The sequence below is a fragment of the Citrobacter sp. W9 genome (genome assembly GCF_026719375.1).
Classification (GTDB): Bacteria; Pseudomonadota; Gammaproteobacteria; order Enterobacterales; family Enterobacteriaceae; genus Citrobacter; species Citrobacter werkmanii.
The window spans coordinates 217326-241017 of sequence record NZ_JAPPTE010000004.1; the positions used below are offsets into that span (position 1 = coordinate 217326).

24 protein-coding genes and 1 other annotated feature are annotated in these 23692 nt (G+C 53.4%); of the genes, 8 read left to right on the forward strand and 16 right to left on the reverse strand.

All coding sequences use genetic code 11. From position 1 onward, the window contains the following. The first annotated feature begins 151 nt into the window (after positions 1-151). The 3 genes from OOJ59_RS09050 (at position 152) to satP (ending at position 2017) form a co-directional block, all read left to right on the forward strand. Positions 152-556: a DUF2541 family protein gene (locus OOJ59_RS09050; RefSeq protein ID WP_085048343.1), complete on the forward strand. Its 405-nt coding sequence runs from the start codon at positions 152-154 to the stop codon at positions 554-556. Between the two features lie 32 nt (positions 557-588). Continuing rightward, positions 589-1302, forward strand: a complete 714-nt coding sequence (gene msyB / locus OOJ59_RS09055; protein WP_038637060.1) for an acidic protein MsyB — start codon at positions 589-591, stop codon at positions 1300-1302. 148 nt (positions 1303-1450) lie between these two features. Beyond that, positions 1451-2017: an acetate uptake transporter gene (gene satP, locus OOJ59_RS09060; protein WP_006686623.1), complete on the forward strand. Its 567-nt coding sequence runs from the start codon at positions 1451-1453 to the stop codon at positions 2015-2017. Between the two features lie 34 nt (positions 2018-2051). On the opposite strand, the gene OOJ59_RS09065 is transcribed toward satP, so the two are convergent. From OOJ59_RS09065 to tal, 3 genes are all read right to left on the reverse strand, one after another. Beyond that, a complete protein-coding gene (locus tag OOJ59_RS09065; protein WP_087857633.1) occupies positions 2052-3359 on the reverse strand; it encodes an MFS transporter in 1308 nt (435 codons plus the stop codon). A gap of 124 nt (positions 3360-3483) precedes the next feature. Beyond that, positions 3484-4071 (reverse strand): molybdopterin adenylyltransferase, encoded by a 588-nt coding sequence (mog, locus tag OOJ59_RS09070; protein ID WP_160955424.1) that lies wholly within the window; start codon positions 4069-4071, stop codon positions 3484-3486. 110 nt (positions 4072-4181) lie between these two features. Then, a complete protein-coding gene (gene tal, locus OOJ59_RS09075; protein WP_005124064.1) occupies positions 4182-5135 on the reverse strand; it encodes a transaldolase in 954 nt (317 codons plus the stop codon). Positions 5136-5409: 274 nt separating this feature from the next. On the opposite strand from tal, the gene OOJ59_RS09080 reads away from it, so the two are divergent. After that, a complete protein-coding gene (locus OOJ59_RS09080; RefSeq protein ID WP_160955423.1) occupies positions 5410-6840 on the forward strand; it encodes an alanine/glycine:cation symporter family protein in 1431 nt (476 codons plus the stop codon). Between the two features lie 77 nt (positions 6841-6917). Then, positions 6918-7691: a peroxide stress protein YaaA gene (yaaA, locus tag OOJ59_RS09085; protein ID WP_160955422.1), complete on the forward strand. Its 774-nt coding sequence runs from the start codon at positions 6918-6920 to the stop codon at positions 7689-7691. 84 nt (positions 7692-7775) lie between these two features. Here yaaA and thrC read toward each other — a convergent pair whose 3' ends face one another. The 6 genes from thrC to yjjY form a co-directional block, all read right to left on the reverse strand. Beyond that, positions 7776-9062 carry a threonine synthase gene (gene thrC, locus OOJ59_RS09090; RefSeq protein ID WP_069324092.1) on the reverse strand — a complete coding sequence of 429 codons (1287 nt, stop codon included), beginning with the start codon at positions 9060-9062 and terminating at the stop codon, positions 7776-7778. Positions 9063-9065: 3 nt separating this feature from the next. Further along, a complete protein-coding gene (gene thrB, locus OOJ59_RS09095; protein ID WP_038637046.1) occupies positions 9066-9995 on the reverse strand; it encodes a homoserine kinase in 930 nt (309 codons plus the stop codon). Position 9996: 1 nt separating this feature from the next. Continuing rightward, positions 9997-12459, reverse strand: coding sequence for a bifunctional aspartate kinase/homoserine dehydrogenase I (thrA, locus tag OOJ59_RS09100; RefSeq protein ID WP_069324093.1), 2463 nt, complete (start codon positions 12457-12459; stop codon positions 9997-9999). A gap of 23 nt (positions 12460-12482) precedes the next feature. After that, positions 12483-12609 (reverse strand) — a sequence feature (Thr leader region). Then, on the reverse strand, positions 12539-12604 hold the full coding sequence (gene thrL / locus OOJ59_RS09105) for a thr operon leader peptide (protein WP_032337689.1): 66 nt from the start codon (positions 12602-12604) through the stop codon (positions 12539-12541). Its footprint overlaps the feature before it by 66 nt. Before the next feature lie 206 nt (positions 12610-12815). Continuing rightward, positions 12816-13502 (reverse strand): tRNA/rRNA methyltransferase, encoded by a 687-nt coding sequence (locus OOJ59_RS09110; protein WP_087857630.1) that lies wholly within the window; start codon positions 13500-13502, stop codon positions 12816-12818. 398 nt (positions 13503-13900) lie between these two features. After that, positions 13901-14041 (reverse strand): protein YjjY, encoded by a 141-nt coding sequence (yjjY, locus tag OOJ59_RS09115; RefSeq protein ID WP_042998021.1) that lies wholly within the window; start codon positions 14039-14041, stop codon positions 13901-13903. Between the two features lie 95 nt (positions 14042-14136). On the opposite strand from yjjY, the gene arcA reads away from it, so the two are divergent. Beyond that, positions 14137-14853, forward strand: coding sequence for a two-component system response regulator ArcA (gene arcA, locus OOJ59_RS09120; RefSeq protein ID WP_001194359.1), 717 nt, complete (start codon positions 14137-14139; stop codon positions 14851-14853). Positions 14854-14913: 60 nt separating this feature from the next. Here the strand turns inward: arcA and creD are convergent, their stop codons facing one another. From creD to creA, 4 genes are read right to left on the reverse strand one after another with little or no spacing between them, the layout of a single operon-like run. Next, entirely contained in the window at positions 14914-16275 is a 1362-nt protein-coding gene (gene creD / locus OOJ59_RS09125) for a cell envelope integrity protein CreD (RefSeq protein WP_160955421.1), read from the reverse strand. A gap of 57 nt (positions 16276-16332) precedes the next feature. Then, the gene (gene creC / locus OOJ59_RS09130) at positions 16333-17757 is read right to left on the reverse strand and encodes a two-component system sensor histidine kinase CreC (protein ID WP_160955420.1); all 1425 of its coding nucleotides are present in this window, start codon (positions 17755-17757) and stop codon (positions 16333-16335) included. Continuing rightward, entirely contained in the window at positions 17757-18446 is a 690-nt protein-coding gene (creB, locus tag OOJ59_RS09135) for a two-component system response regulator CreB (protein WP_159121719.1), read from the reverse strand. The genes creC and creB overlap by 1 nt, the downstream gene beginning before the upstream one ends. A gap of 12 nt (positions 18447-18458) precedes the next feature. Beyond that, positions 18459-18932, reverse strand: coding sequence for a protein CreA (creA, locus tag OOJ59_RS09140; protein ID WP_038637033.1), 474 nt, complete (start codon positions 18930-18932; stop codon positions 18459-18461). 211 nt (positions 18933-19143) lie between these two features. On the opposite strand from creA, the gene robA reads away from it, so the two are divergent. Further along, complete coding sequence (robA, locus tag OOJ59_RS09145) at positions 19144-20013, forward strand: MDR efflux pump AcrAB transcriptional activator RobA (RefSeq protein ID WP_061382877.1); 870 nt, start codon at positions 19144-19146, stop codon at positions 20011-20013. Here robA and gpmB read toward each other — a convergent pair. Beyond that, complete coding sequence (gene gpmB, locus OOJ59_RS09150) at positions 20010-20657, reverse strand: 2,3-diphosphoglycerate-dependent phosphoglycerate mutase GpmB (RefSeq protein ID WP_069324097.1); 648 nt, start codon at positions 20655-20657, stop codon at positions 20010-20012. The two genes, robA and gpmB, sit on opposite strands and share 4 nt — an antisense overlap. Before the next feature lie 52 nt (positions 20658-20709). Here gpmB and yjjX point away from each other — a divergent pair, with 52 nt between their 5' ends. Then, positions 20710-21225: an inosine/xanthosine triphosphatase gene (gene yjjX / locus OOJ59_RS09155; protein ID WP_038637026.1), complete on the forward strand. Its 516-nt coding sequence runs from the start codon at positions 20710-20712 to the stop codon at positions 21223-21225. Positions 21226-21280: 55 nt separating this feature from the next. On the opposite strand, the gene trpR is transcribed toward yjjX, so the two are convergent. Beyond that, positions 21281-21607, reverse strand: coding sequence for a trp operon repressor (trpR, locus tag OOJ59_RS09160; RefSeq protein WP_003837292.1), 327 nt, complete (start codon positions 21605-21607; stop codon positions 21281-21283). Between the two features lie 89 nt (positions 21608-21696). Next, the gene (gene sltY / locus OOJ59_RS09165; RefSeq protein WP_160955419.1) at positions 21697-23634 is read right to left on the reverse strand and encodes a murein transglycosylase; all 1938 of its coding nucleotides are present in this window, start codon (positions 23632-23634) and stop codon (positions 21697-21699) included. Between the last annotated feature and the right edge of the window lie 58 nt (positions 23635-23692).

Here is a 23692-nt window from a genome sequence, read left to right on the forward strand (position 1 = left end):
TCAAAATTAATTCATAAAGCCAATTAATAAAGCGCTGTTATTCACATAAAAATTGTAATAAAAAGAAAAGATTACGTGAATGAATCGTTTTTGTGTCGGCGGTAAACTAGCGCAAAGCCACGCACTTTTGCAGCCGTCAAAGAGAAATTTCATGAAATCCGTTTTAACCCTTTCCGCCACCCTGCTTATGGGCCTGCTGTTGAGCAGCGCCGCTCACGCTAACGATCATAAAGTTCTGGGGATGATTGCGATGCCCCGCAACGCAACTAACGATCTCACGCTCAAAATTCCCGTTTGTCGGGTGGTGAAGCGTATTCAACTCACCGCCGATCGAGGCGATATTAACCTTAACGGCGCATCCGTTTACTTCAAAGCTGCGCGCACCTCCAGCCAAAGCCTGAACGTCCCGTCATCCATTAAAGAGGGACAAACCACTAATTGGATCAATATTAATAGCGACAACGACAATAAACGCTGCGTATCCAAAATCACTTTTTCAGGCCAGTCGGTAAACTCCTCTGACATGGCGACGCTTAAAGTCATCGGCGACGACTAATTCCGCCCTTTTATTCAGAAGCCATAGAAAACATGAATGTCACGTATTTGCATGACGACGACCTCGACTTTCTGCAGCATTGCAGTGAGGAACAACTCGCCACGATTACTCGCCTGTTAACGCATAATGAAAAAGGGAAAGCCCGTCTGTCGAGCGTTCTGAGCCACAACGAATTATTTAAATCGATGGAAGGACACCCGGAACAGCACCGCCGCAACTGGCAACTGATCGCCGGCGAACTTCAGCATTATGGTGGCGACAGCATTGCCAATAAACTTCGTGGCCATGGAAAACTGTATCGGGCGATTTTGCTGGATGTTTCGAAGCGCCTGAAGCTTAAAGCCGACAAAGCGATGCCCACGTATGAAATTGAACAGTATTTGCTGGAACACTTTCTACGGAATGCCTGGCAAAAAATGGATGCGGACCATAAGCAGGAATTTTTGCAGGCCGTTGAGGCAAAAGTCTCTGAACTGGAAGAGTTACTGCCGCTATTAATGAAGGATCGCCATCTGGCGACTGGCGTTGCTCATTTGCTCTCCGGTCAGCTCACGCAGATCCTGCGTACCCATGCCGCAGTTAGCGTCATCGGGCATGGATTGCTACGCGGCGCAGGGCTTGGCGGCCCGGTCGGCGCGGCTTTAAACGGGGTTAAAGCGGTGAGCGGCAGCGCCTATCGCGTGACGATTCCGGCGGTGCTGCAAATCGCCTGTCTGCGCAGAATGATCAACAACACACAAGCGTGATGTCCATCACAGGGAAAATAATTCATTTTCCCTTTGTTAGATCATAGACAGTCCGCTCTCCCCTGATTATCATGCCGCGCCCCGAAGACAGTGATCGTTATTCGGGGAAACTATTTCACCATTCAATCAATGATGATTTTGAGGAATTATGGGCAACACTAAGTTGGCTAATCCGGCACCGCTGGGCCTGATGGGCTTTGGCATGACCACCATTCTGCTTAACCTGCATAACGCGGGTTTCTTCGCCTTTGACGTTATTATTCTGGCGATGGGCATTTTCTACGGCGGTATCGCGCAAATTTTTGCCGGGCTGCTGGAATATAAAAAAGGCAACACCTTCGGTTTAACCGCCTTTACCTCCTACGGCTCGTTCTGGCTGACGCTGGTTGCGATCCTGATCATGCCGAAAATGGGCCTGGCGGATGCAACCAACGGCCAGTTCCTGGGCGTATACCTGGGTCTGTGGGGCGTGTTCACACTGTTCATGTTCTTCGGCACGCTGAAAGCTGCGCGTGCGCTGCAGTTTGTCTTCCTGAGCCTGACGGTGCTGTTCGCGCTACTGGCCGTGGGCAACATTGCAGGTAACGAAGCGATCATCCATGTTGCCGGCTGGGTTGGCTTAGTGTGTGGTGCAAGCGCCATTTACCTGGCGATGGGCGAAGTGCTGAACGAACAGTTTGGCCGTACCATCCTGCCGATTGGTGAAGCGCACTAATCTGACGCTATCCCCCCGGACGGGGGGATATTCCTTACAAGCGCTGTAACTCTCCCTGCACGCTGGTATCGCGATGATAAATATCCTGTCGCAGCCAAATCCCCAGCCCTAACCCCACCAGCGATAACGCCAGTACATACCAGGCTGGAGCCATTGGCGACACGCTCATTAACATCGTCACAGCGATTGGCGTCAGACCACCAAAAATGGCGTACGAAACGTTGTAAGAAAACGAGATGCCGGTAAAGCGGACTTCCGCTGGAAACGCTCGTACCATGACATAAGGCACAGCCCCCACCACGCCAACGCACAAGCCCACCAGCCCATACAACAAGAACAAATGCTGAGGATGGCTACCGGTCAGATGATAGAAAAGCCAGCTCGAACAGGCCAGCAGCAGGCTACCGACAATAAAGGTTTTGCTGGCGCCAACCCGGTCGACAATAAACCCGGCCAGCAGACAACCGACGCACAGCATAATGGTCGCGACACTGTTGGCTTGTAATGTCAATGCTGGCGCAAAGCCATACTGTTTCTGCAGCCAGACTGGCGACATCAGGATCACCACCACGATCCCGGCCGATAACAGCCAGGTCAGCAGCATGGAAATGACCACCGCTTTTTTATGTTTTCTCACCACCGACTTTACCGGTAGCTCTTGCGCCAACGCTTTACGCTGCTGCATTTCGAGGAAGATGGGCGTTTCCTGCAGCCAGCGGCGCAGATACATCGCCACCAGCCCAAACACGCCGCCCAGCAGGAAAGGAATACGCCAGCCGTAGTCATGCACCGCTTGCTGCGTCAGGCTGGTGTTCACCAGCGTTGCAACAACCGACCCCAACAGAATCCCCACAGTAAGCCCGGCAGTCAGCGTGCCGCAGGCGATACCGATGCGACGCTCCGGTACGTGTTCCGCCACGAACACCCACGCCCCCGGCACTTCGCCCCCAATGGCTGCGCCCTGCAAAATGCGCATCAGTAATAACAGTAACGGCGCGAGGATCCCCATTGAGGCATAGGTAGGCAACAAGCCAATCGCCAGCGTCGGTATCGCCATCAACAAAATGCTCAGGGTAAACATTTTCTTGCGTCCGACCAGGTCGCCAAAATGCGCCATAATGATGCCGCCCAATGGACGCGCCAGGTATCCGGCGGCAAAAATGCCGAAGGTTTGAACCTGTCGTAGCCATTCAGGGATATCGGCCGGGAAGAAAAGTTCGCCAACAACCGCGGCAAAGAAGACGAAGATAATGAAATCATAAAACTCAAGCGCCCCGCCGAGGGCAGCAAGCGTAAGGGTTTTATAATCCTGGCGATTCAGGGGTCGAGTGTGTTGTGACATAGCAAACCATGAGTCAGTGGAGTAATTGAATATGTCTGTCGATATATGTAAATCAAAAATTACTATATCGTAAACAATTCAATACTCCACCTTCATTGTTACTTATATCACGACCAGGCTACTTTCAGGCATTTGTATCGCGAATCGCGCTTTTAGGGCGAAAAGATGCTACTACTTCCGGTGCAGTCTCGACATAAGGTCCATCTAACAGCTGTATACAATACGGTACACTTGCAAAAATGCCTGGCACGATGACCTTACCATCGGCATCTTTCACGCCTTCCAGCGTTTCTTTGATCGATTTCGGCTGCCCAGGCAGATTCAGGATCAGCGCCTGTTTGCGAATCACGCCAACCTGACGGGAAAGGATTGCGGTTGGCACAAAGTGCAGACTTATCTGGCGCATTTGCTCACCAAAACCAGGCATCTGGCGGTCGGCTACGGCCAGCGTAGCGTCTGGCGTTACGTCGCGACGTGCCGGCCCCGTTCCGCCGGTCGTCAGTACCAGATGACAGCTCATTTCATCAACCAGCTCGCATAAGGTTTGTTCGATGATCGCCTGTTCATCCGGGATCAGCCGTGTTTGCAGCTCAAAAGGGGTTGTTAGGGCTGATGCCAGCCACTCTTCAAGGGCCGGGATACCTTTATCCTGGTAAACGCCGCTGGAAGCACGATCAGAAATGGACACCAGGCCAATGCGTAAAGTATTCATGATTATTCCGTTTAAACAGTCTCGTTAAACAGAATGATACACTGCGAAAGGAAGGACAGACAGGTTTCAGAAGAGGTAGCGTGACCCCTGTCAGGGCCACGCCGAAATGATTACAGCAGATCGCCGATCATTTTTTCCAGTTTGCCCTGGTCTACAGCAAACTTACGGATACCGTCCGCCAGTTTGTCTACAGCCATTGGATCCTGGTTGTGCTGCCACAGGAACTCAGCTTCAGTGATACGTGCAGGACGCGCTTTCACTTCGCCAGAGAAGGACAGTTTACGTTCGATAGCGCCTTCGCTTTCCGCCAGCTCTTTCAGCAGCGCCGGTGCAATCGTCAGACGATCGCAGCCCGCCAGCTCGATGATTTCACCGATGTTACGGAAGCTCGCGCCCATAACTACGGTTTCGTAACCGTGCTGTTTGTAGTACTCGTAGATTTCCGTTACGGAAACCACGCCCGGATCTTCTGCCGGTGCATACTCTTTCTTGTCGGTGTTGGCTTTGTACCAGTCAAGAATACGACCAACGAACGGAGAAATCAGGTATACGCCAGCTTCTGCACATGCGCGCGCCTGCGCGAAAGAGAACAGCAGAGTCAGGTTACAGTTGATGCCTTCTTTTTCCAGCTGCTCAGCGGCACGAATGCCCTGCCAGGTTGAAGCCAGTTTGATCAGAATGCGATCGTTGCTGATGCCAGCATCGTTGTACAGTTTAATCAGACGTTTTGCTTTCGCGATGGATGCGTCGGTGTCGTAGGACAGGCGAGCGTCAACTTCTGTGGAAATGCGACCCGGGACCAGTTTCAGGATCTCCAGACCAATGTTTACCGCCAGTTTGTCGGTCGCGTCGACGACCTGCTGCGCGCGGTCGTTGCTCTGCTGCTTAGCCCAGGCTACAGCGTCATCAATCAGCTTGCGATATTCCGGGATCTGCGCTGCGTTAAGAATGAGAGAAGGGTTAGTTGTGGCATCCTGAGGCTGATACAGCTTCATTGCCGCGATGTCTCCGGTGTCGGCCACTACTGTGGTGAACTGACGAAGGGAGGTCAATTTGTCCGTCATGATAGTGATTCTCTTTAAACAGCTTGTTAGGGGGATGTAACCGATCTTCCCTGATGATAGCACGACGCACTCTCAGCGCAACCGCCTGTATTGTCCGACCTGCCGCTCAGCCCTGATTACGCAGCTCAAAGCCTGAGATGCGCAATTAAGGGATATACCTGTTGTTATGATAAACTCCCGTAATCAATCTACTTAGAAGGTATATACTGGTCGATAATTGGTAGCGCTTACATGGGATTATTCGCGCTTACCGGCATCAACAAGAGGGATGTTAATGCCTGATTTTTTCGCATTTATTAATGAAATACTCTGGGGCTCGGTAATGATCTACCTCCTGCTTGGCGCAGGATGTTGGTTCACCTGGCGTACGGGGTTCATCCAGTTTCGCTACATTCGCCAGTTTGGCAGAAGTCTTAAAAACAGCATCAGCCCGCAACCGGGCGGTTTAACTTCCTTTCAGGCTTTATGCACCAGTCTTGCCGCGCGGATCGGCAGCGGAAATCTGGCGGGCGTGGCGTTGGCAATCGCCGCAGGCGGCGCGGGAGCCGTTTTCTGGATGTGGGTCTCGGCAGTCATTGGGATGGCAACCTCGTTTGCCGAATGCTCACTTGCGCAACTGTATAAAGAACGCGACAGCAAGGGACAGTTTCGCGGCGGTCCTGCGTGGTATATGGCGCGTGGACTGGGTATGCGCTGGATGGGCGTGCTTTTTGCCATCTTTTTACTCATCGCATATGGACTGATTTTTAACAGCGTGCAGGCAAACTCGGTCTCGCGCGCACTTGCTTTTGCTTTCGATATCCCTCCCCTCTTCTCCGGTATCGCCCTGGCTATCACATCATTACTGGTCATCGTCGGCGGTATTAAAGGCGTTGCCCGTCTGATGCAATGGTTTGTTCCGGTGATGGCTCTGTTGTGGGTCGGTTGTAGCCTCGTCATCTGCCTTTGGCATTTCGCTCAGCTTCCCGACATTATCATAACCATCGTTAAAAGTGCCTTTGGCTGGCAGGAAGCCGCCGCCGGCGCCGCCGGGTATACGCTAAGCCAGGCCATTGCCAGCGGCTTTCAACGCGGTATGTTCTCGAATGAGGCCGGAATGGGCTCAACCCCGAACGCCGCCGCCTCGGCTGCGTCATGGCCTCCGCATCCTGCGGCACAAGGCATTGTGCAAATGATCGGTGTTTTAGGCGATACGCTGATTCTTTGTACGGCCAGTGCGATGATCGTTCTGCTGGCGGGTAATGGCACCAGTTCTATCCCCATTGAAGGCATCCAGTTGCTGCAGAGAGCGATGGTCTCGCTGACGGGTGAATGGGGCGCCGGATTCGTCGCCTTTATTGTGATCCTGTTTGCCTTTAGCTCTATCGTCGCCAACTACATCTATGCGGAAAACAACCTTATTTTCCTGAAGCTGGACAATTTCCGGGTAATTTGGCTATTACGTATCGCGACCGTGAGCACCGTTGTCGGCGGCACATTACTCAGCTTCCCGCTGCTTTGGCAACTTGCCGACATCATCATGGCCTGTATGGCCATCACTAACCTGACGGCGATTTTACTGCTCTCGCCGGTTGTCCATACCCTCGCCAGCGACTATCTGCGCCAGCGTAAACTCGGGGTGCGCCCGGAATTTGATCCGCGCCGTTATCCTGATATCAGGCAGCAGCTTGCGCCCGAAAGCTGGGATGAAACGCCGCGTGATTAGCGCGGCAATCGCAACCATCGATCAATTCTGTCCATTTTTTTGCTAAAGTCGCAGTAAATTTCCTGCAAGGACTGGATATGCTGATTCTGATTTCACCTGCAAAAACGCTCGACTACCAAAGTCCGCTGGCAACCACACGCCACACGCTGCCCGAACTGCTGGATCACTCGCAGCAGCTTATTCACGTGGCGCGACAACTCTCCGCGCCGCAGATTGGCAAGCTGATGGGAATTAGCGACAAGCTGGCGGATCTGAACGCCACCCGTTTCCATGACTGGCAGCCCGATTTCACATCGGAGAATGCGCGTCAGGCTATTCTGGCGTTTAAAGGTGACGTTTATACCGGGCTGCAGGCTGAAACCTTCAGCGAAGCGGATTTTGACTTCGCTCAGCAGCATTTACGCATGTTGTCCGGGCTGTACGGCGTGTTGCGTCCGCTGGATTTGATGCAGCCTTACCGTCTGGAGATGGGCATTCGTCTGGCCAATCCAAAGGGGAAAGATCTTTACCAGTTCTGGGGCGATACCATCACCGACAAACTTAACGAAGCGCTGGAAGCACAAGGCAACAGCGTGGTGATTAACCTCGCATCAGATGAATATTTTAAATCCGTGAAGCCGAAAAAACTGAACGCCGAACTTATCAAACCGGTCTTCCTCGATGAGAAGAACGGTAAGTTCAAAGTCATCAGCTTTTATGCCAAAAAAGCGCGTGGCCTGATGAGCCGCTACATCATTGAAAATCGCTTAACTCAGCCAGAGCAACTGACGGCATTTAACAGTGAAGGCTATTTCTTTGATGAAGAAGCGTCAGGGAATGGCGAACTGGTGTTTAAACGCCACGAGCAGTAGTGTACATGCCGGATGGCGGCTAACGCCTTATCCGGCCTACAGGTTTTGCAGGCCCGCTAAGCACAACGCCAGCGGGCACTACCGTTAACCGCGGGTCATCATCAGCTTACGCAGCGCAGCAAAATCAGCAGGCAGGTGATGAGAGAGCAGCGGCAAATCAGCGCGCTCCGCCAGCTCTTTTGGCAGAGCCAGCGTAAGCTCAAGAATCTCTTCAACGCTTTCCTTAAACTTCGCCGGATGCGCGGTGCCGAGGAACAAGCCATACTCGCCAGGATTCAACTGGTCACGCAGCGCACGGTAAGCCACCGCCGCATGCGGTTCTGAGGTGTACCCCATTTCATGCAACTCGCGCATCGTATCCTGAGTGGTAGCATCGTCAACGGCGGCATACCCCAGCTCATTCAGACGCCAGATTTTACGGCGGAACAGTTCTTCCACACGCGGCCAGTTGTTCGGCTGGCTGACATCCATCGCGTTGGATAACGTCGCCTGCGTCGCCTTCGGCGCCCACTCGCCTTCTGCAAGGAAGCGTGGAACCGTATCGTTGACGTTGGTCGCCGCAATAAAGCGCTTCACCGGCAAGCCCAGCGATTTCGCCAGCAGTCCGGCGGTCAGATCGCCAAAGTTGCCGCTGGGAACGGAAATAACCAGCTGGTTGCGCGCTTCTTGCGGCAGTTGAGCCACAGCTTCAAAGTAGTAACAGATTTGCGCCAGCAGACGGCTGATGTTGATCGAGTTAGCCGAGTTCAGCCCCAGCGCCACCTTCAGTTCTTCGTCATCAAACGCCTGTTTCACCAACGCCTGGCAAGCATCAAAATCACCATCAATAGCGACGGTTTCAATGTTACCGCCCAGCGTACAGAACAGTTTTTCCTGTAATGGGCTGATCTTGCCGTTCGGGTAGAGGATCACCACGCGAACGTTCGGCAGACCATAAAACGCATGCGCCACCGCAGCACCGGTATCGCCGGAGGTCGCCGTCAGAATCGTTACCGGTTTGTCGCCGCTGATGTGCGTCAGCATCTGCGCCATAAAGCGCCCGCCAAAGTCTTTAAATGCCAGTGTAGGACCGTGGAACAGCTCCAGACAGCCAATGTCCGCTGCAACCTGAGCAACCGGCGCCGGGAATGCAAACGCCGCGCGTACGCGCTCTTCCAGGATCTCCTGCGAGATCTCGTCGCCAATAAATGCGGAAAGGATCTTAGCGCTGCGGCTAACGAAGTCCTGGTTCAGCATCTCATCCACTTCTGTCAGATTGAATTCCGGCAGATCGTGCGGAAAAAACAACCCCTGATTCTTGCCAAGCCCTTGCGTGACGGCCTGCGCAAAGCTGACCTGTTCGTTATGATCTTTCAGATTATAGAGTTTCATTGATTATCCCAGTACCCGTGCGCCTGCCGTGTCCAACCGGCAAATATGAACAAAGCCTTCCTGATTTTGCAGATAATGTTTAGCCAGCCAGTCTGCAACACGCTGCGCCGTATCCGGCTTATCGCACAAGGCGAACAGCGTCGGTCCTGACCCGGAGATCCCGCTGGCCAACGCGCCGATTTCCGCTACCGCCTGACGCGCCTGGCTGAAGCCTGGCAGCAAGCGGGTACGATACGGCTCAGCGATGACATCTTTCATCAGCTTCGCGGCCAGAAGAGGCTGACGGGAATAGCAGGCATGGATAAACCCTGCCAGATGCCGCCCGTGGGCGATGCAGTCCTGACGGCGATACTGCGCAGGTAAAATGGCCCGCGCTTCCGCCGTCGACACTTTAATCCCCGGATACGCCAGTACCCACAGCCACTCATCAAAGCCTGGCACCTGCTGGCTGATAATGCCGTTTTCTTCGATCATTAACTGCATACCGCCCAAAAAGCACGGGGCAACATTATCGTAATGAATACTGCCGGAGATACGTCCTTCCAGCTCTCCCATGATCGCCAACAGGCGCGTGTCGTTGAGCGGTTTCCCACAGTGCTCGTTCATGGCGACTAACGCCGCCACAACGGAACAGGCGCTGGAACCTAACCCGGAGCCAATCGGCATATTTTTTTCCAGCGTCATTGCCACCGGAACGGTTTTACCCAGCTCCTGACAGAATCGCTCCCAGCACTGATAGACGATATTTTCTCGCGGCTCAGAAGGCAGTTTGTCAGCAAAGCGCCCAAGATTATTCAGACTGAACTGGTCGGCTGGCTCAACAGAGACCACATCCCCCAATAGCGAACCGTCTACGGGGGTTACCGCCGCCCCGAGCACATCAAATCCGACGCTCATATTGGCGCTGGAAGCCGGGGCATAAACTCTTACCATGTCAGACTCCTAACTTCCATGAAAGGGTACGTAGCAGGTCGGCAAATACGCCCGCCGCCGTTACGTCATTACCTGCGCCGTATCCGCGCAGCACCAACGGTAACGGCTGATAGTAATGGCTATAGAACGCCAGCGCGTTTTCACCGTTTTTCACTTTGAACAGCGGATCGTTGCCGTCTACTGCATCAATTTTCACGCGACAGACGCCGTCCTCTTCAATATTGCCAACATAGCGCAATACTTTCCCCTCATCACGAGCTTTCGCCACGCGCGCGGCAAAGGCGTCATCCAGTTGCGACAACTTCGCCATAAACGCGGGAACATCACCGGAATCATCAAATTCTGTTGGCAGGACCGGTTCAATGACAATGTCAGACAGCTCCAGCTCACGGCCGGTTTCACGGGCCAGGATCAGCAGCTTACGCGCCACATCTGTACCGGAAAGATCATCACGCGGATCGGGCTCGGTATAGCCCAGCTCACGCGCCATGGTGGTCGCCTGCGAGAAGCTCATGCCTTCATCCAGCTTGCCAAAAATAAACGACAGCGAACCGGAAAGGATGCCGGAGAATCGTTGCAGTTCATCGCCTGCGCTGAGCAGGTTTTGCAGGTTTTCAATAACCGGCAAGCCCGCGCCCACGTTGGTGTCGTACAGGAATTTACGTCGCGACTTCGCCGCAGCAAAACGCAGTTGATGGTAGTAATCCATCGACGACGTATTGGCCTTTTTGTTCGGGGTGACCACATGGAAGCCTTCGCGCAGGAAGTCGGCATACTGATCCGCCACCGCCTGGCTTGAGGTACAGTCGACAATCACCGGATTGAGCAGATGATATTCTTTCACCAGACGAATTAAACGCCCAAGGTTGAAAGGCTCTTTCGCACACTCCAGCTCAGACTGCCAGTTTTCCAGATTCAGACCGTGGACGTTGGTCAGCAGGGCCTTCGAGTTCGCCACGCCGCACACGCGCAAATCGATATGCTTGTTTTTCAGCCAGGTTTGCTGACGTTTAAGCTGCTCCAGCAGCGCACCGCCCACCCCACCGACGCCAATCACAAACACTTCGATCACCTGATCGGTATTGAACAGCATCTGATGGGTCACGCGTACGCCGGTGGTGGCGTCGTCGTTGTTCACCACCACCGAAATAGAACGCTCAGAAGACCCCTGGGCGATCGCCACGATATTGATGTTCGCACGAGCCAGCGCGGCAAAGAATTTCGCCGAGATGCCGCGCAACGTGCGCATACCGTCGCCAACCACCGAGATGATAGCCAGACGCTCAGTCACCGCCAGCGGCTCCAGCAGACCTTCTTTCAGCTCGAGATAGAATTCATCCTGCATCGCGCGCTGCGCACGCGCGCAGTCGCCCTGCGGGACACAGAAGCTGATGCTGTATTCAGAAGAGGATTGCGTGATCAGCACCACCGAGATGCCTGCACGCGACATCGCGGCGAAAACGCGCGCCGCCATGCCCACCATACCTTTCATTCCAGGGCCGGAGACGCTAAACATCGCCATGTTATTGAGGTTAGAAATGCCTTTTACCGGCAAGTCGTCGTCATCACTGCTGGCACCGATCAGCGTACCGGGCGCTTGCGGATTGCCGGTATTTTTAATCAGGCACGGGATCTGGAACTGGGCAATAGGGGTAATGGTGCGCGGATGTAGTACTTTAGCGCCGAAGTAAGAAAGCTCCATCGCTTCCTGATAAGACATCGACTTCAGCAGTCGGGCATCGGGTACCTGACGCGGATCGCAGGTATATACGCCGTCGACATCGGTCCAGATCTCGCAACAGTCCGCACGCAAACAGGCGGCCAGTACGGCGGCGGAGTAGTCAGAGCCATTACGCCCCAGCACCACTAACTCACCTTTTTCATTCCCGGCGGTAAATCCGGCCATCAGAATCATATGGTCCGCTGGAATACGGCTGGCGGCAATGCGGCGCGTAGACTCGGCGATATCAACAGTAGATTCGAGGTAATGGCCAACCGCCAGCAGTTTCTCAACCGGGTCGATGACCGTCACGTTGTGCCCGCGCGCTTCCAGCAGGCCAGCCATGATGGCGATCGACATTTTTTCGCCACGGCAGATAAGCGCGGCATTGATGCTGTCCGGGCACTGCCCCAACAGGCTGATACCGTGCAGGACGTGCTTAATCTGAGCAAACTCTTGTTCAACCAAGGCTTTGAGCGGAGCCAGCGGGAAACCCGCCTGCGCGGCGGCAAGACCAGCTAAAAGCTCTGAGAAAATGCGTTCGGCATCGCTGATGTTGGCTAAAGCATCCTGACCACCGATGGTCTTTTCAATCATCGCCACCAGATGGTTGGTAATTTTGGCGGGGGCAGAGAGAACGGTCGCGACCTGCCCCTGTCTGGCATTGCTTTCCAGAATGTCGGCAACCCGCAGAAATCGCTCTGCATTTGCCACTGATGTACCGCCGAACTTCAACACTCGCATGGTTTACCTCATTGCCTTTGGTCGAAAAAAAAGCCCGCACTGTTTAGGTGCGGGCTTTTTCTTGTGTTTCCTGTACGCGTCAGCCCGCACCGTTACCTGTGGTAATGGTGATGGTTGTGGTAATGGTGATGCTGATGCGTTTCATGATGTTGTGTGCTCTGTAATTATTATCTGTCTGTCTTGTATTCTTTTAGGGTTAAAGTATCTGCTGACCTAAGTCAATAAATTTTTAAATTGATCACATTCCGAAACTTGTTCATGAGCCACTGCTTGCCCTTTTACTTTCAACCAATACAGTATGTCCGACCCACTTGAAACCAAAACAAAACGCCAATGATAAAACATTAACCAGCATTTTATTTTGTTATGTTTTTTTCTATATCATGTAAAAAACGGTGCAGCATTGCCGTGTCTCGCTGCCCTAATAAGCCCATTCGCTGTTGCAGCCAGTCGGTGAGTTTGATGTCGTCAGAAACGTTCAGCGTGGCTAATAAACGTAAAACGCGCGCGCGCAACGCCTGCAACTGAAGTTCATCCGTCACCTCATTATTTTTGACCGGTTGTTGTATTAAACCTGCTAATTGATAGCAATACACCATCACCGCCTGCCCCAGATTGAGTGAAGGGTAGTCAGCCACCATTGGTACCCCAGTAAGGATATCCGCCAGCGCTAATTCTTCGTTGGTCAGCCCGGAATCTTCGCGCCCAAACACCAGCGCGGCGTGATCCATCCACGCGGATTTTTCCTGCAACAGAGGAACGAGTTCGACCGGCGTGGCGTAATAATGAAACTTCGCCCGACTGCGCGCCGTGGTCGCAACGGTAAAATCAACATCGTGCAACGCTTCGGCTAGCGTTGGAAAAACGCTAATATTATCAATAATGTCGCCCGATCCATGTGCGACCCATCGCGTTGCTGGCTCCAGGTGGGCCTCGCTGTCCACGATCCGCAATTGAGTGAATCCCATGGTCTTCATCGCGCGGGCAGCCGCACCAATATTTTCCGCTCTGGCAGGGGCAACCAGAATAATTGTTAAACGCATTTCGATACTCTTTTGGCCAGTCGGCAGGTAATAATGTGACGCACATCAACATATTACGCAGCGCGAATTTACATATTTTTAACAGAAATCACTGAAAAAGGATTTCGCATCTAATAAAAAATGCTAAACTATTTCCAACCTGTACTATTGCTTTTTATGTTAACAGAAGTTGCATATCCTGCTGTTTATCCATGATAATTTAATTTAAAATGGATAGCATTGGTTGGATTCATTACATTTATTAATTAGCTCGTGCAACTAGTTGTAATATTGCAATTTTGTGATGAAAGCAAACATTTGGATGCGTTGATTTCATCAAACTGTTAACGTGCTACAATTGAACTTGATATATGTCAACGAAGCGTAGTTTTATTGGGTGTCCGGTACGTCTTAGCCTGTTATGTTGCTGTTAAAATGGTTAGGATGACAGCCGTTTTTGACACTGTCGGGTCCAGAGGGAAACTACCCACGACCAAGCTAATGATGTTGTTGACGTTGATGGAAAGTGCATCAAGAACGCAATTACGTACTTTAGTCATGTTACGCCGATCATGTTAATTTACGGCATGCATCAGGCAGGTCAGGGACTTTTGTACTTCCTGTTTCGATTTAGTTGGCAATTTAGGTAGCAAACATGCAGACCCCGCACATTCTTATCGTTGAAGACGAGTTAGTAACACGCAACACGTTGAAAAGCATTTTCGAAGCAGAAGGCTATGATGTATTCGAAGCGACAGATGGCGCGGAAATGCATCAGATTCTCTCTGAATATGACATCAACCTTGTGATTATGGATATCAATCTGCCTGGGAAAAATGGTCTCCTGTTAGCGCGCGAACTCCGCGAACAAGCTAACGTTGCGCTGATGTTCCTGACGGGCCGTGATAACGAAGTCGATAAAATTCTCGGCCTCGAAATCGGCGCCGACGATTACATCACCAAACCGTTTAACCCGCGCGAACTGACTATCCGTGCTCGTAACCTGCTGTCGCGTACCATGAATCTGGGTACCGTCAGCGAAGAACGCCGTAGCGTCGAGAGCTACAAGTTCAATGGCTGGGAGCTGGACATCAACAGCCGCTCTCTGATTGGTCCTGATGGCGAGCAGTATAAACTGCCACGCAGCGAATTCCGCGCCATGCTTCACTTCTGTGAGAATCCTGGCAAAATCCAGTCTCGCGCAGAACTGCTGAAAAAAATGACCGGTCGCGAACTGAAGCCACATGACCGTACCGTTGACGTGACTATCCGCCGCATTCGTAAACATTTCGAATCAACGCCGGATACGCCAGAAATCATCGCTACCATCCACGGTGAAGGCTACCGTTTCTGCGGCGACCTGCAGGATTAATTCGATCCTCACACGTACAAAAACGGCGCTTTATGCGCCGTTTTTCATTTCACCGCTCCGCTATTTCCATATACGTAATTCATCACTCTCATCGGGTTGCGGCTCAGGAAGCGCTTTCGACGTTGGTTTTGGCTGCGCCAGCGAGTGCCAGTCAAGATGACGCGTCAGGAACATCACGCCACACAGCGCGAATAACAGCACGCTGGTGCCAAGCAGTAAAGAACTGTCCTGCGAACGGAGCAACACCCACATCACGCCATCCAGCCCCAGCAGCGCTACGGTGAACAAAATACTCTTGCGCCAACCCTGTAATATCGCCTGCAGATATACGCCGTTCATCAATGCGCCCACAAGGCTTGCCGTAATCCACGCGGCGGTAAAACCAATGTGTTCTGACAACGCCAGCAGCAACAGATAAAACATCACCAGCGATAACCCCACCAGCAGGTACTGCATCGGGTGCAGTCGAAGGCTGGTCATGCTTTCAAGCACAAAGAAAGACATAAAGGTCAGCACAATCAGCAAAATGGCATATTTTGTCGCCCTGTCCGTCAATTGATATTGATCCGCAGGGGTGGCGACAGCGACGCTAAATGCAGGCATTCCCTCCCAGCCAATCTTTTCACCATCAAAGCGTTCGCCGAGGTTATTAGCAAACCAACTGCTTTGCCACTGGGCATTGAATCCAGAGTCACTGATTTCGCGCTTAGCCGGAAGAAAATCCCCAAGAAAATTGGGATGCAGCCAATTGCTGGTTAAGGTCATTTCACTGTTACGGCCAACCGGAACGACGGAGAAGTCGCCGGTTCCGCTCAAATTAAGCGACAGCGCCACGCTGAGATTTTGCGCTGCCCAGCTCGCGTTGGGTAGCGGAATATGGATCCCCTGAGCACGACCCGCCAGACCCGTTCCTGGCTCCACGGCCAGCGACGTGCCGTTAACCATGGGGGATTTCACCACGCCGATCCCACGCGCATCCCCCACGCCCACCACTATGAACGGTTTGCCGATACTGACATTAGGATGGTTTAAATCACTCAAACGTTCAGCGTTAAACTCGGCTTTCACCGCCAAATCGTTATGCCAGACCTGGCCTTCATAAATACCAATTTTACGCGCTTCAACGTTTTGGCTTCCCTCGACGACCAACGATTCCGGTAACCAGAAATGGATATAGCTGCGCTTACGCTGGACCTCTTTACCCTCTTCCAGCTCGGTATAAAGTTCCGTCACCGGAACGGCAATCAACGGGCCGACCATCTTTTGCGGTCCGCTGGTGCTCTGGCGGATTGCATCTTCAACATCATTGCGATAGTCCGATCGCTCAACGATTATCTGCCTGACCATTGTCAGGGGAATTAACAACAGCAGCATAGCGCCACCCAAAGTGACGATTTTCCAGAACAGGGGTGATTTCAACATAGCGTTCTCCTTTGCAATACCAGCAAGGTAGAACAGCTATGTGCGGGGAATTTGAAGTTATGTGAAGTGACGGTGAAGCGTAAACGAAGCCTGTGCCCCACCTTCCGGTCGATTGCGTAAGGTCACCGAGCCTGCATGCAGTCGCGCAACCTCACTGACAAACGCCAGTCCCAATCCGCTGCTCTTAAGCCCATTTTCACGGGGCAGCGAGTAGAAGCGTTCGAAAATACGCGGCAACGCAAAGTCAGGGATCCCACTGCCGCTGTCGGTAACCTGCAACGTGACCTGATCCTCGTGCTGATGCGCACTGAGCACAATCGTTCCGTCCTGCGGCGTAAAGTCGATAGCGTTGTCGAGCAAATTCCCCAATGCCTGCTCCAGCAGCGCGGGATCGGCATCAATGCTAAACGATGAAGGCATAATGGTCAGCGTGATGTTTTTTGCCGCCAGCTGCACGCTTCGGGCCTCTTTGAGCTGGGCAAACAGCGCATCTACCGCCACCGGCGTCAACGTAATGTCCTGGCGATTCTCCAGGCGCGCCTGGCGTAACAAAGTTTCAACCAGCGCCTGCATGCGCGCATTTTGTACCAGAATATTATCGGTAAAACGCGCCACCACGTTCGGCGGCGGGCCTTCGCGCAAAATTTCCGCCGCGCCGCGAATGGCCGCCAGAGGACTTTTGAGTTCATGCGTTAACGCATAAACGTACTGCTCAATATAATTCTTGCCCTCCAGCTTCAGACGCATACTTTCCAGCGCCTGCGCCAGTTTACGTAGCTCGCTGCTGCCTAAATCAGGTAGTGGGACGGGGCGATTCTCAGTAACGGAATCGGCATAGCGCGCCAGTCTGGCAATAGAACGGTTGATCCACCATACCATCCCCGCGCCAATCACTAAGGCGATACCCAGCAATACCGCGCTGGCCCACAGCATCCGCCGTTCACTGCGTTTAATCACCGGCGCCATCGCCGCATTGGGTTTGCCAACGCTAAGCACCCCGATAATACGCCCGCCGTCAACGATCGGCGCGGCAACGTACATTACCGAACTTTCCGGATCGTTCGGATTCTGCAACGTACTGCGGGCGCCATACTGCCCACGCAACGTTAACCACACGTCATTCCAACGGGAGTAGTCCTGGCCGACCGCTTTGTTAGCGGAATCAAACAGCACCTTACCCTGCGCGTCCGTCATATAGACATGGTATTCATTACGCACTTTGTTAATGCCGCTGATATTGGCGCGGAATGGGCGGTTATGCAGTTGGGAAAATGCCTGCGCCAGCTTACCGTTGGCGGGAGCGTCAGAGAGTAAATCATCACGCGCCAGCGCAGCCAGCAACGTGGCGGTATCAATCAATGTGCCTTCAGTCGCCCGGCGGACGCCAGGCTTAATTTCCTGCACAAAGATCGACAACACGAACCAGGCGGCAACGGCGACAATCAGGAAATAGCCGAGCAGCAAACGCATACCAATGCGCATCACACGCTCCTCAGGCTGTATCCCATACCGCGATGCGTATTAATGGGCGAGATATCAGGGTTGATCGCCCGTAGTTTGGCTCGCAGCGTTTTGATGTGGGTATCGACCGTTCTGTCGAAGGTGTCCTGCGCATCGGCCCAGACTAAATCCATCAATTGCTGGCGAGAGTAAATGCGCCCCGGCGACATCAGCAGTGTTTTCAGCAACAGGAATTCATAGCGCGTCAGAGTTAACGGTATACCGAACCAGGTAATCTGCGCGGCCAGCTCATTAAGCTCAAAATCCCCGCAGCGCGTCGTGGAGGAAGGAGAGGCGAATTTTTGCACCCGCCGCAGCAGTGTACGTACGCGGGCGCACACCTCACGCGGCGAGAAGGGTTTGGCAACATAATCATCCGCGCCGATCTCCAGCCCCAGCAGGCGGTCCACTTCATCGCTGCGCGCGGTGAGAAAGAGGATCGGCAGCGCCGGATGGCGTTCCAGCAGGCGTCGACACAGCTCAAAACCACTGATATCCGGCAGGCCGACGTCCAGAATTATCGCATCGGGGCATCTCTGGCGCGCATTTTCCAGCACCGGCAGCCCGCGCTCAAACGCTTCTACGCGAAAGCCTTCCTGCTGCAGCATGTAAATAAGCGTATCCGCGATGCCCTGCTCATCCTCAACCAACCAGATCAACGGCTGTTGCATTTTGCTTCCTTGTTATTGCCGCCACGGCATAATGGGCACAGCGCTGATGGCATTTTTGGGCGATCCATCAACCACTTTATCTGAATAGGCCAGATAGGCCAGCGCATTACGTTTTGCGTCATAAAAACGTACGACCTGTAAGGACTTAAACACCAGCGAGGTCCGTTTTTTAAACACCACTTCGCCTTGCGCTTTACCGTTCTTGATTCTGTCGCTCAGTTCCACCGGTCCTACCTGCTGGCAGGAGATGGCGGCATCAGAGGTATCTTCAGCCAGCCCCAACCCACCTTTGATGCCGCCGGTCTTGGCACGACTCACGTAGCAGGTCACATTGGTCACATCCGGATCGTCAAACGCCTCGACCACAATTTTATGGTCCGGCCCAAACATTTTGAACACCGTATCGACAGATCCAATCTGCTCCGCATGGGCGACTTGCGCCAACATCAGCAAAATTGAGGAAATGGCTAAGCTCTTATATTTCATATTGTTACCATTCTTAAAAGTTACTCTGGGTAATTATTCGACATTCTAAGATAAAACGTATACAGATCACAGGATTACAATAATCACGCTTTCGAATGTCCAAAAAAAGCATTTATGAGCAAAAAAAACACTGAATGCTAAAACAACAAAAAATGCTATTATCCTCATACCTGACGTCAGGTACTCGTTGTTGAAAGGATGAGGATATTTTATGGATCAGGCTGGCATTATTCGCGACCTATTAATCTGGCTGGAAGGTCATCTGGATCAGCCTTTGTCGCTTGACAATGTGGCGGCAAAAGCAGGCTATTCCAAGTGGCACCTGCAGAGAATGTTTAAGGACGTGACGGGCCATGCTATTGGCGCCTATATCCGCGCCCGTCGTTTATCGAAATCCGCAGTGGCGCTTCGCCTGACTGCGCGCCCTATTTTGGATATTGCCCTGCAATACCGCTTCGACTCTCAACAAACCTTTACCCGCGCGTTCAAGAAACAGTTTTCTCAGACGCCAGCGCTGTATCGCCGCTCGCCGGAATGGAGCGCTTTTGGTATTCGCCCGCCAATGCGACTCGGTGAATTTGCCATGCCTGCGCACGAGTTTGTGACGCTGGAAGATACGCAACTGCTGGGCACCACGCAAAGCTATTCCTGCTCGCTGGAACAGATTTCAGATTTCCGTCATGAAATGCGTATTCAGTTCTGGCGCGACTTCCTTGGCCATGCGCCTTCAATCCCGCCGGTGCTGTACGGGCTGAACGAAACGCGTCCGAGCATTGAAAAGGACGACGAACAGGAAGTGTTTTACACCACGGCACTGACGCCGGAACAAGCCAATGGCTATGTACCGGCGGCGCAGCCTATCCTGCTGCAGGGCGGCGAGTACGTGATGTTTACCTATGAAGGGCTGGGGACCGGCGTACAGGAGTTTATCCTGACGGTGTACGGCACCTGCATGCCGATGCTAAACCTGACCCGCCGTAAAGGGCAGGATATCGAGCGATACTACCCGGCTGAAGATGCCAAAGCGGGAGATCGCCCGATCAACCTGCGCTGCGAATTCCTGATACCGATTCGCCGCTAACGCTGCAGCTCATCCAACGCAGGGGCGTCCAGATGTGAGATGTCCCCTGCCGTTTCAACCACCCATCCCGGCGCAAGCCATAAACTTTCCTGGTAATCAACGCGGGAAATAGAGCAATTGCGCAGACGCAGGCGACGTTCGGCCCATGCCGGCAATCCCAGAATCGTACTCACCAGGCAGCCCAGCGCAATACCGTGGCTCACCAACAGTGGGCGGCTCCCCTGCGGAAGGTCCAGGCAGGCTGCCAGCGCCGCGTTGACGCGATCGCTCAGCTCCTGCATCGATTCCCCTTCCGGAATACGCCCATCAACCGTACCGTTCACCAACTGACGACGCCAGCCCTCTTCTTCAGCCGTCAGCGTGTCGATATGACGTTTTTCCAGCACGCCCATATTCAGTTCACGCAGCCGGGAGTCATAAGTGATATCACAACCACAAGCCTGAGCGATGATTTCTGCTGTGCGTCGTGTACGACCTAAATCACTACTGATGACATGCGTAATACCCAACGAGCGGGCGCGTTCACCAACCTGCATGGCCTGCTGCTCACCTTTAGCGGTCAGTGGGCTGTCTGACTGGCCTTGAATACGTCGCTCGGCGTTCCACTGCGTTTCACCATGGCGAACAAGGTATACCTGTAACATGCTTTTTTTCCGTTATACTGCGATGCGATGAATTTTCAAACTGAGCTTTATTATGCACAAGGTTATCTCTGCTACCACCAATCCTGCCAAAATTCAGGCAATTCTCCGGGCATTTGAAGAGATTTTCGGGGAAGGATCCTGCCATATCGAACCCGTCGCCGTCGAGAGCGGCGTACCGGAACAGCCTTTTGGAAGCCAGGAAACGCGCACTGGCGCACGAAATCGCGTGGATAATGCGCGACGCCTGCATCCACAAGCTGATTTCTGGGTAGCCATCGAAGCTGGAATTGACGATGACGCCACCTTCAGTTGGGTGGTGATTGATAACGGCGTTCAGCGCGGTGAAGCGCGATCGGCCACGCTGCCGCTGCCCGCCGTTATTCTCGACAGAGTCCGCCAGGGAGAAGCGCTTGGCCCGGTGATGTCGCAGTACACAGGCATTGATGAGATTGGTCGTAAAGAGGGCGCGATTGGCGTATTTACCGCGGGTAAGCTGACGCGCTCAAGCGTTTACCATCAGGCGGTCATTCTGGCGCTTAGTCCGTTTCATAACGCGGTGTATTTATAGCATTGTGCCGGATGTTCAATCATAGGCCGGATAAGGCAAAGCCGCATCCGGCGGATCAATTTTTCCCGAGCAGTACCTGCTCCAGCCACTGGCGCAGATCCACCGGCGCGGATTTCAAGCTGTTCGAACCGCGCGTAATGGTGGCGATGCCCGCCCCAAGCTCATTTTTCAGCTCGCGCTGGCTCATCTCGCCGCGCAACAGCTCTTCAATGATACGCACGCGCGTGCCCAACGCTTCGCGCTCATCCGGCGTCAACATCAAATTGAGTAGCGGCAGATGTAAATCTTGCTCATAGGCGTGTTTAAGTAAGTCGACAAAACGTAACCACTCCTGGTGACGCTGTTCTGCCATCTCTGCTGAATAGGGTGATTGCTGAGTCATAAGATATCGCCATCGTTGTGGGGGAAGCGTGCTTGCCTCCCCCTTTTGTACTCTTTAACGAGTACGATAGCATAACACAACCGATACGATCAGTAACGACGTTGCCATTCTGCGTCGCTTATCAGCTCCGGTTTATCGCCAAGGAAATAACGATAGTACGCATCGTAAGCCAGCACGTTCTTCACATAACCACGCGTCTCTGAGAACGGAATGCTTTCGACAAACGCCACGGCATCGATCCGACCTGCGCTATTGCCCAACCAGGTGCGCACACGCCCCGGTCCGGCATTATAGGCCGCCGATGCAAAGATGCGGTTATTGCCAAATTGCTGATAAACATACTGCAAATAGCTGGTGCCAATGTTGATGTTGGTATCAGGATCCAGCAGTTGACTCGGACTACTGTAACCCGGAATCGAGAACATTTTCACCGTGTGCGTTGCGGTGCCCGGCATAATCTGCATCAGCCCACTGGCGCCAACCGGCGATTTCACTTTCGGGTTCCAGGCGCTTTCCTGACGCGCGATCGCCATCGCATAACTTGGCGGAATATCTTTCCCGCTGGTGTAGCGGGTAAACAGATCTTTATAGGCCAGCGGGAAGCGCTCTTCCAGATGATCCCACAGTTTACCGGCGATCGTCGCCTGTACGCTCAGATCCCACCAATGATTGTTAAACGCGTAGCGCGCCAGCTGCGCCTGCTCGGACTTGGTGCGGCTGGTGACCAGATTTGCCCATTCACTGCGCGCGGTATTATCCAGATTCCAGTACATCAGCTCGCGTACGCGCGCCATTTCCGGTCCCTGAGTCAGCGCAGAGTCAACGTTCGCTGGCGCTTTATCCACCTTCAGCTCGTACTCTTCACCGAGGCGTTGCGCCGCCACCATCGGGTAGAAACCGCGCTGCTGCATGAGTTGATGCAGGATCTCTTTCGCTTCCGCCTCGCGCCCGCGCTCCAGCAGCAGATCCGCTTGCCAGTAGCGCCACTCGTCTTTTTCTTTTGCATCCATCGGCAGACGCGCCAGCCAGGTATTCAGGCCGCGACGATCGCCAGTTCCCAGCGCCATCCGCACGCGACGCTCCACAAGCGAGGTGGAATTTGAGCGCATAATCGCATCATCACGCCATTTCGCCTGCTCGTCGGTGACGTCATTGCCCATCAGACGCCAGGCGACGATGTCGCGCAGTTCCTGAGTCTGCTCGTCATTTAACTGCTGCGCCTGTACCAAAGAGGGGATCATCAGGCGGGCGTTTTCGACATCCTGACGCGCCACGCTGGCAAAAGCCACCGCCGCCATCTGCCGGGTGAAATCCGTTGCGCCAGTGGTGCGCGCAAAGGTCATTACGGTGTTTGGATCGTTAGCCAGCGCAATGATTGCCGACGCAATCGTCTGATATTCCCCAGGCATTTGCCCGGCCAGCGCGGTGACCAGCCCCGTATTGCCCGCTTTCATCGCCAGACGAATACGCTCCAGATAAGCCAGCGGATCCTGAGTGCCTGAGGCGCGCCACACGCCGAATAATTTGTCACAGGCGTTCGGCTGACTTTTCCCGGTCAGCCACAGCTCTTTCGCGCCCCGCCATGCCTCTTCGGTTTGTCCGGTACTCCATTTCGCGAAGTAATAGTTACATTGCGCTTCCGTGGTACCCGGTTTTTCCGGGCTAAACGCCAGCAGTCCACGCCAGTCTTCCCGTCGCGCCAGTTCATTCACAAAACGCGATTGCAGAGTACGCGCCGGGGGCAGCGTCGGGTTGGCGCGCACAAAATTGGTGACGGTAATGGTCGGCTGATTCATCAGATCGTCAGTAATCTGACGATATTCCAGATAGGGATACAGAGGATAGTTCTTCAGGCCGGGCATCATCTGCTCTACGACATCCATCTGTCGGTTGTCCCAGGCCTGCTTAATTTGCGCATAGCGATTGCGCTGCTCATCCAGGGAATCGGCTCGCGCCACTTGACTGACCGTCAGCAGACATACGCTGGCCGCCAGCAGGCGCCAGGTAAATTGTTTGGCTTTGTCCACAAGCTCTTCCTCTTGTCATGTTACGTCTGTGCAGCATCATGCCGCTTAATTCATTCAT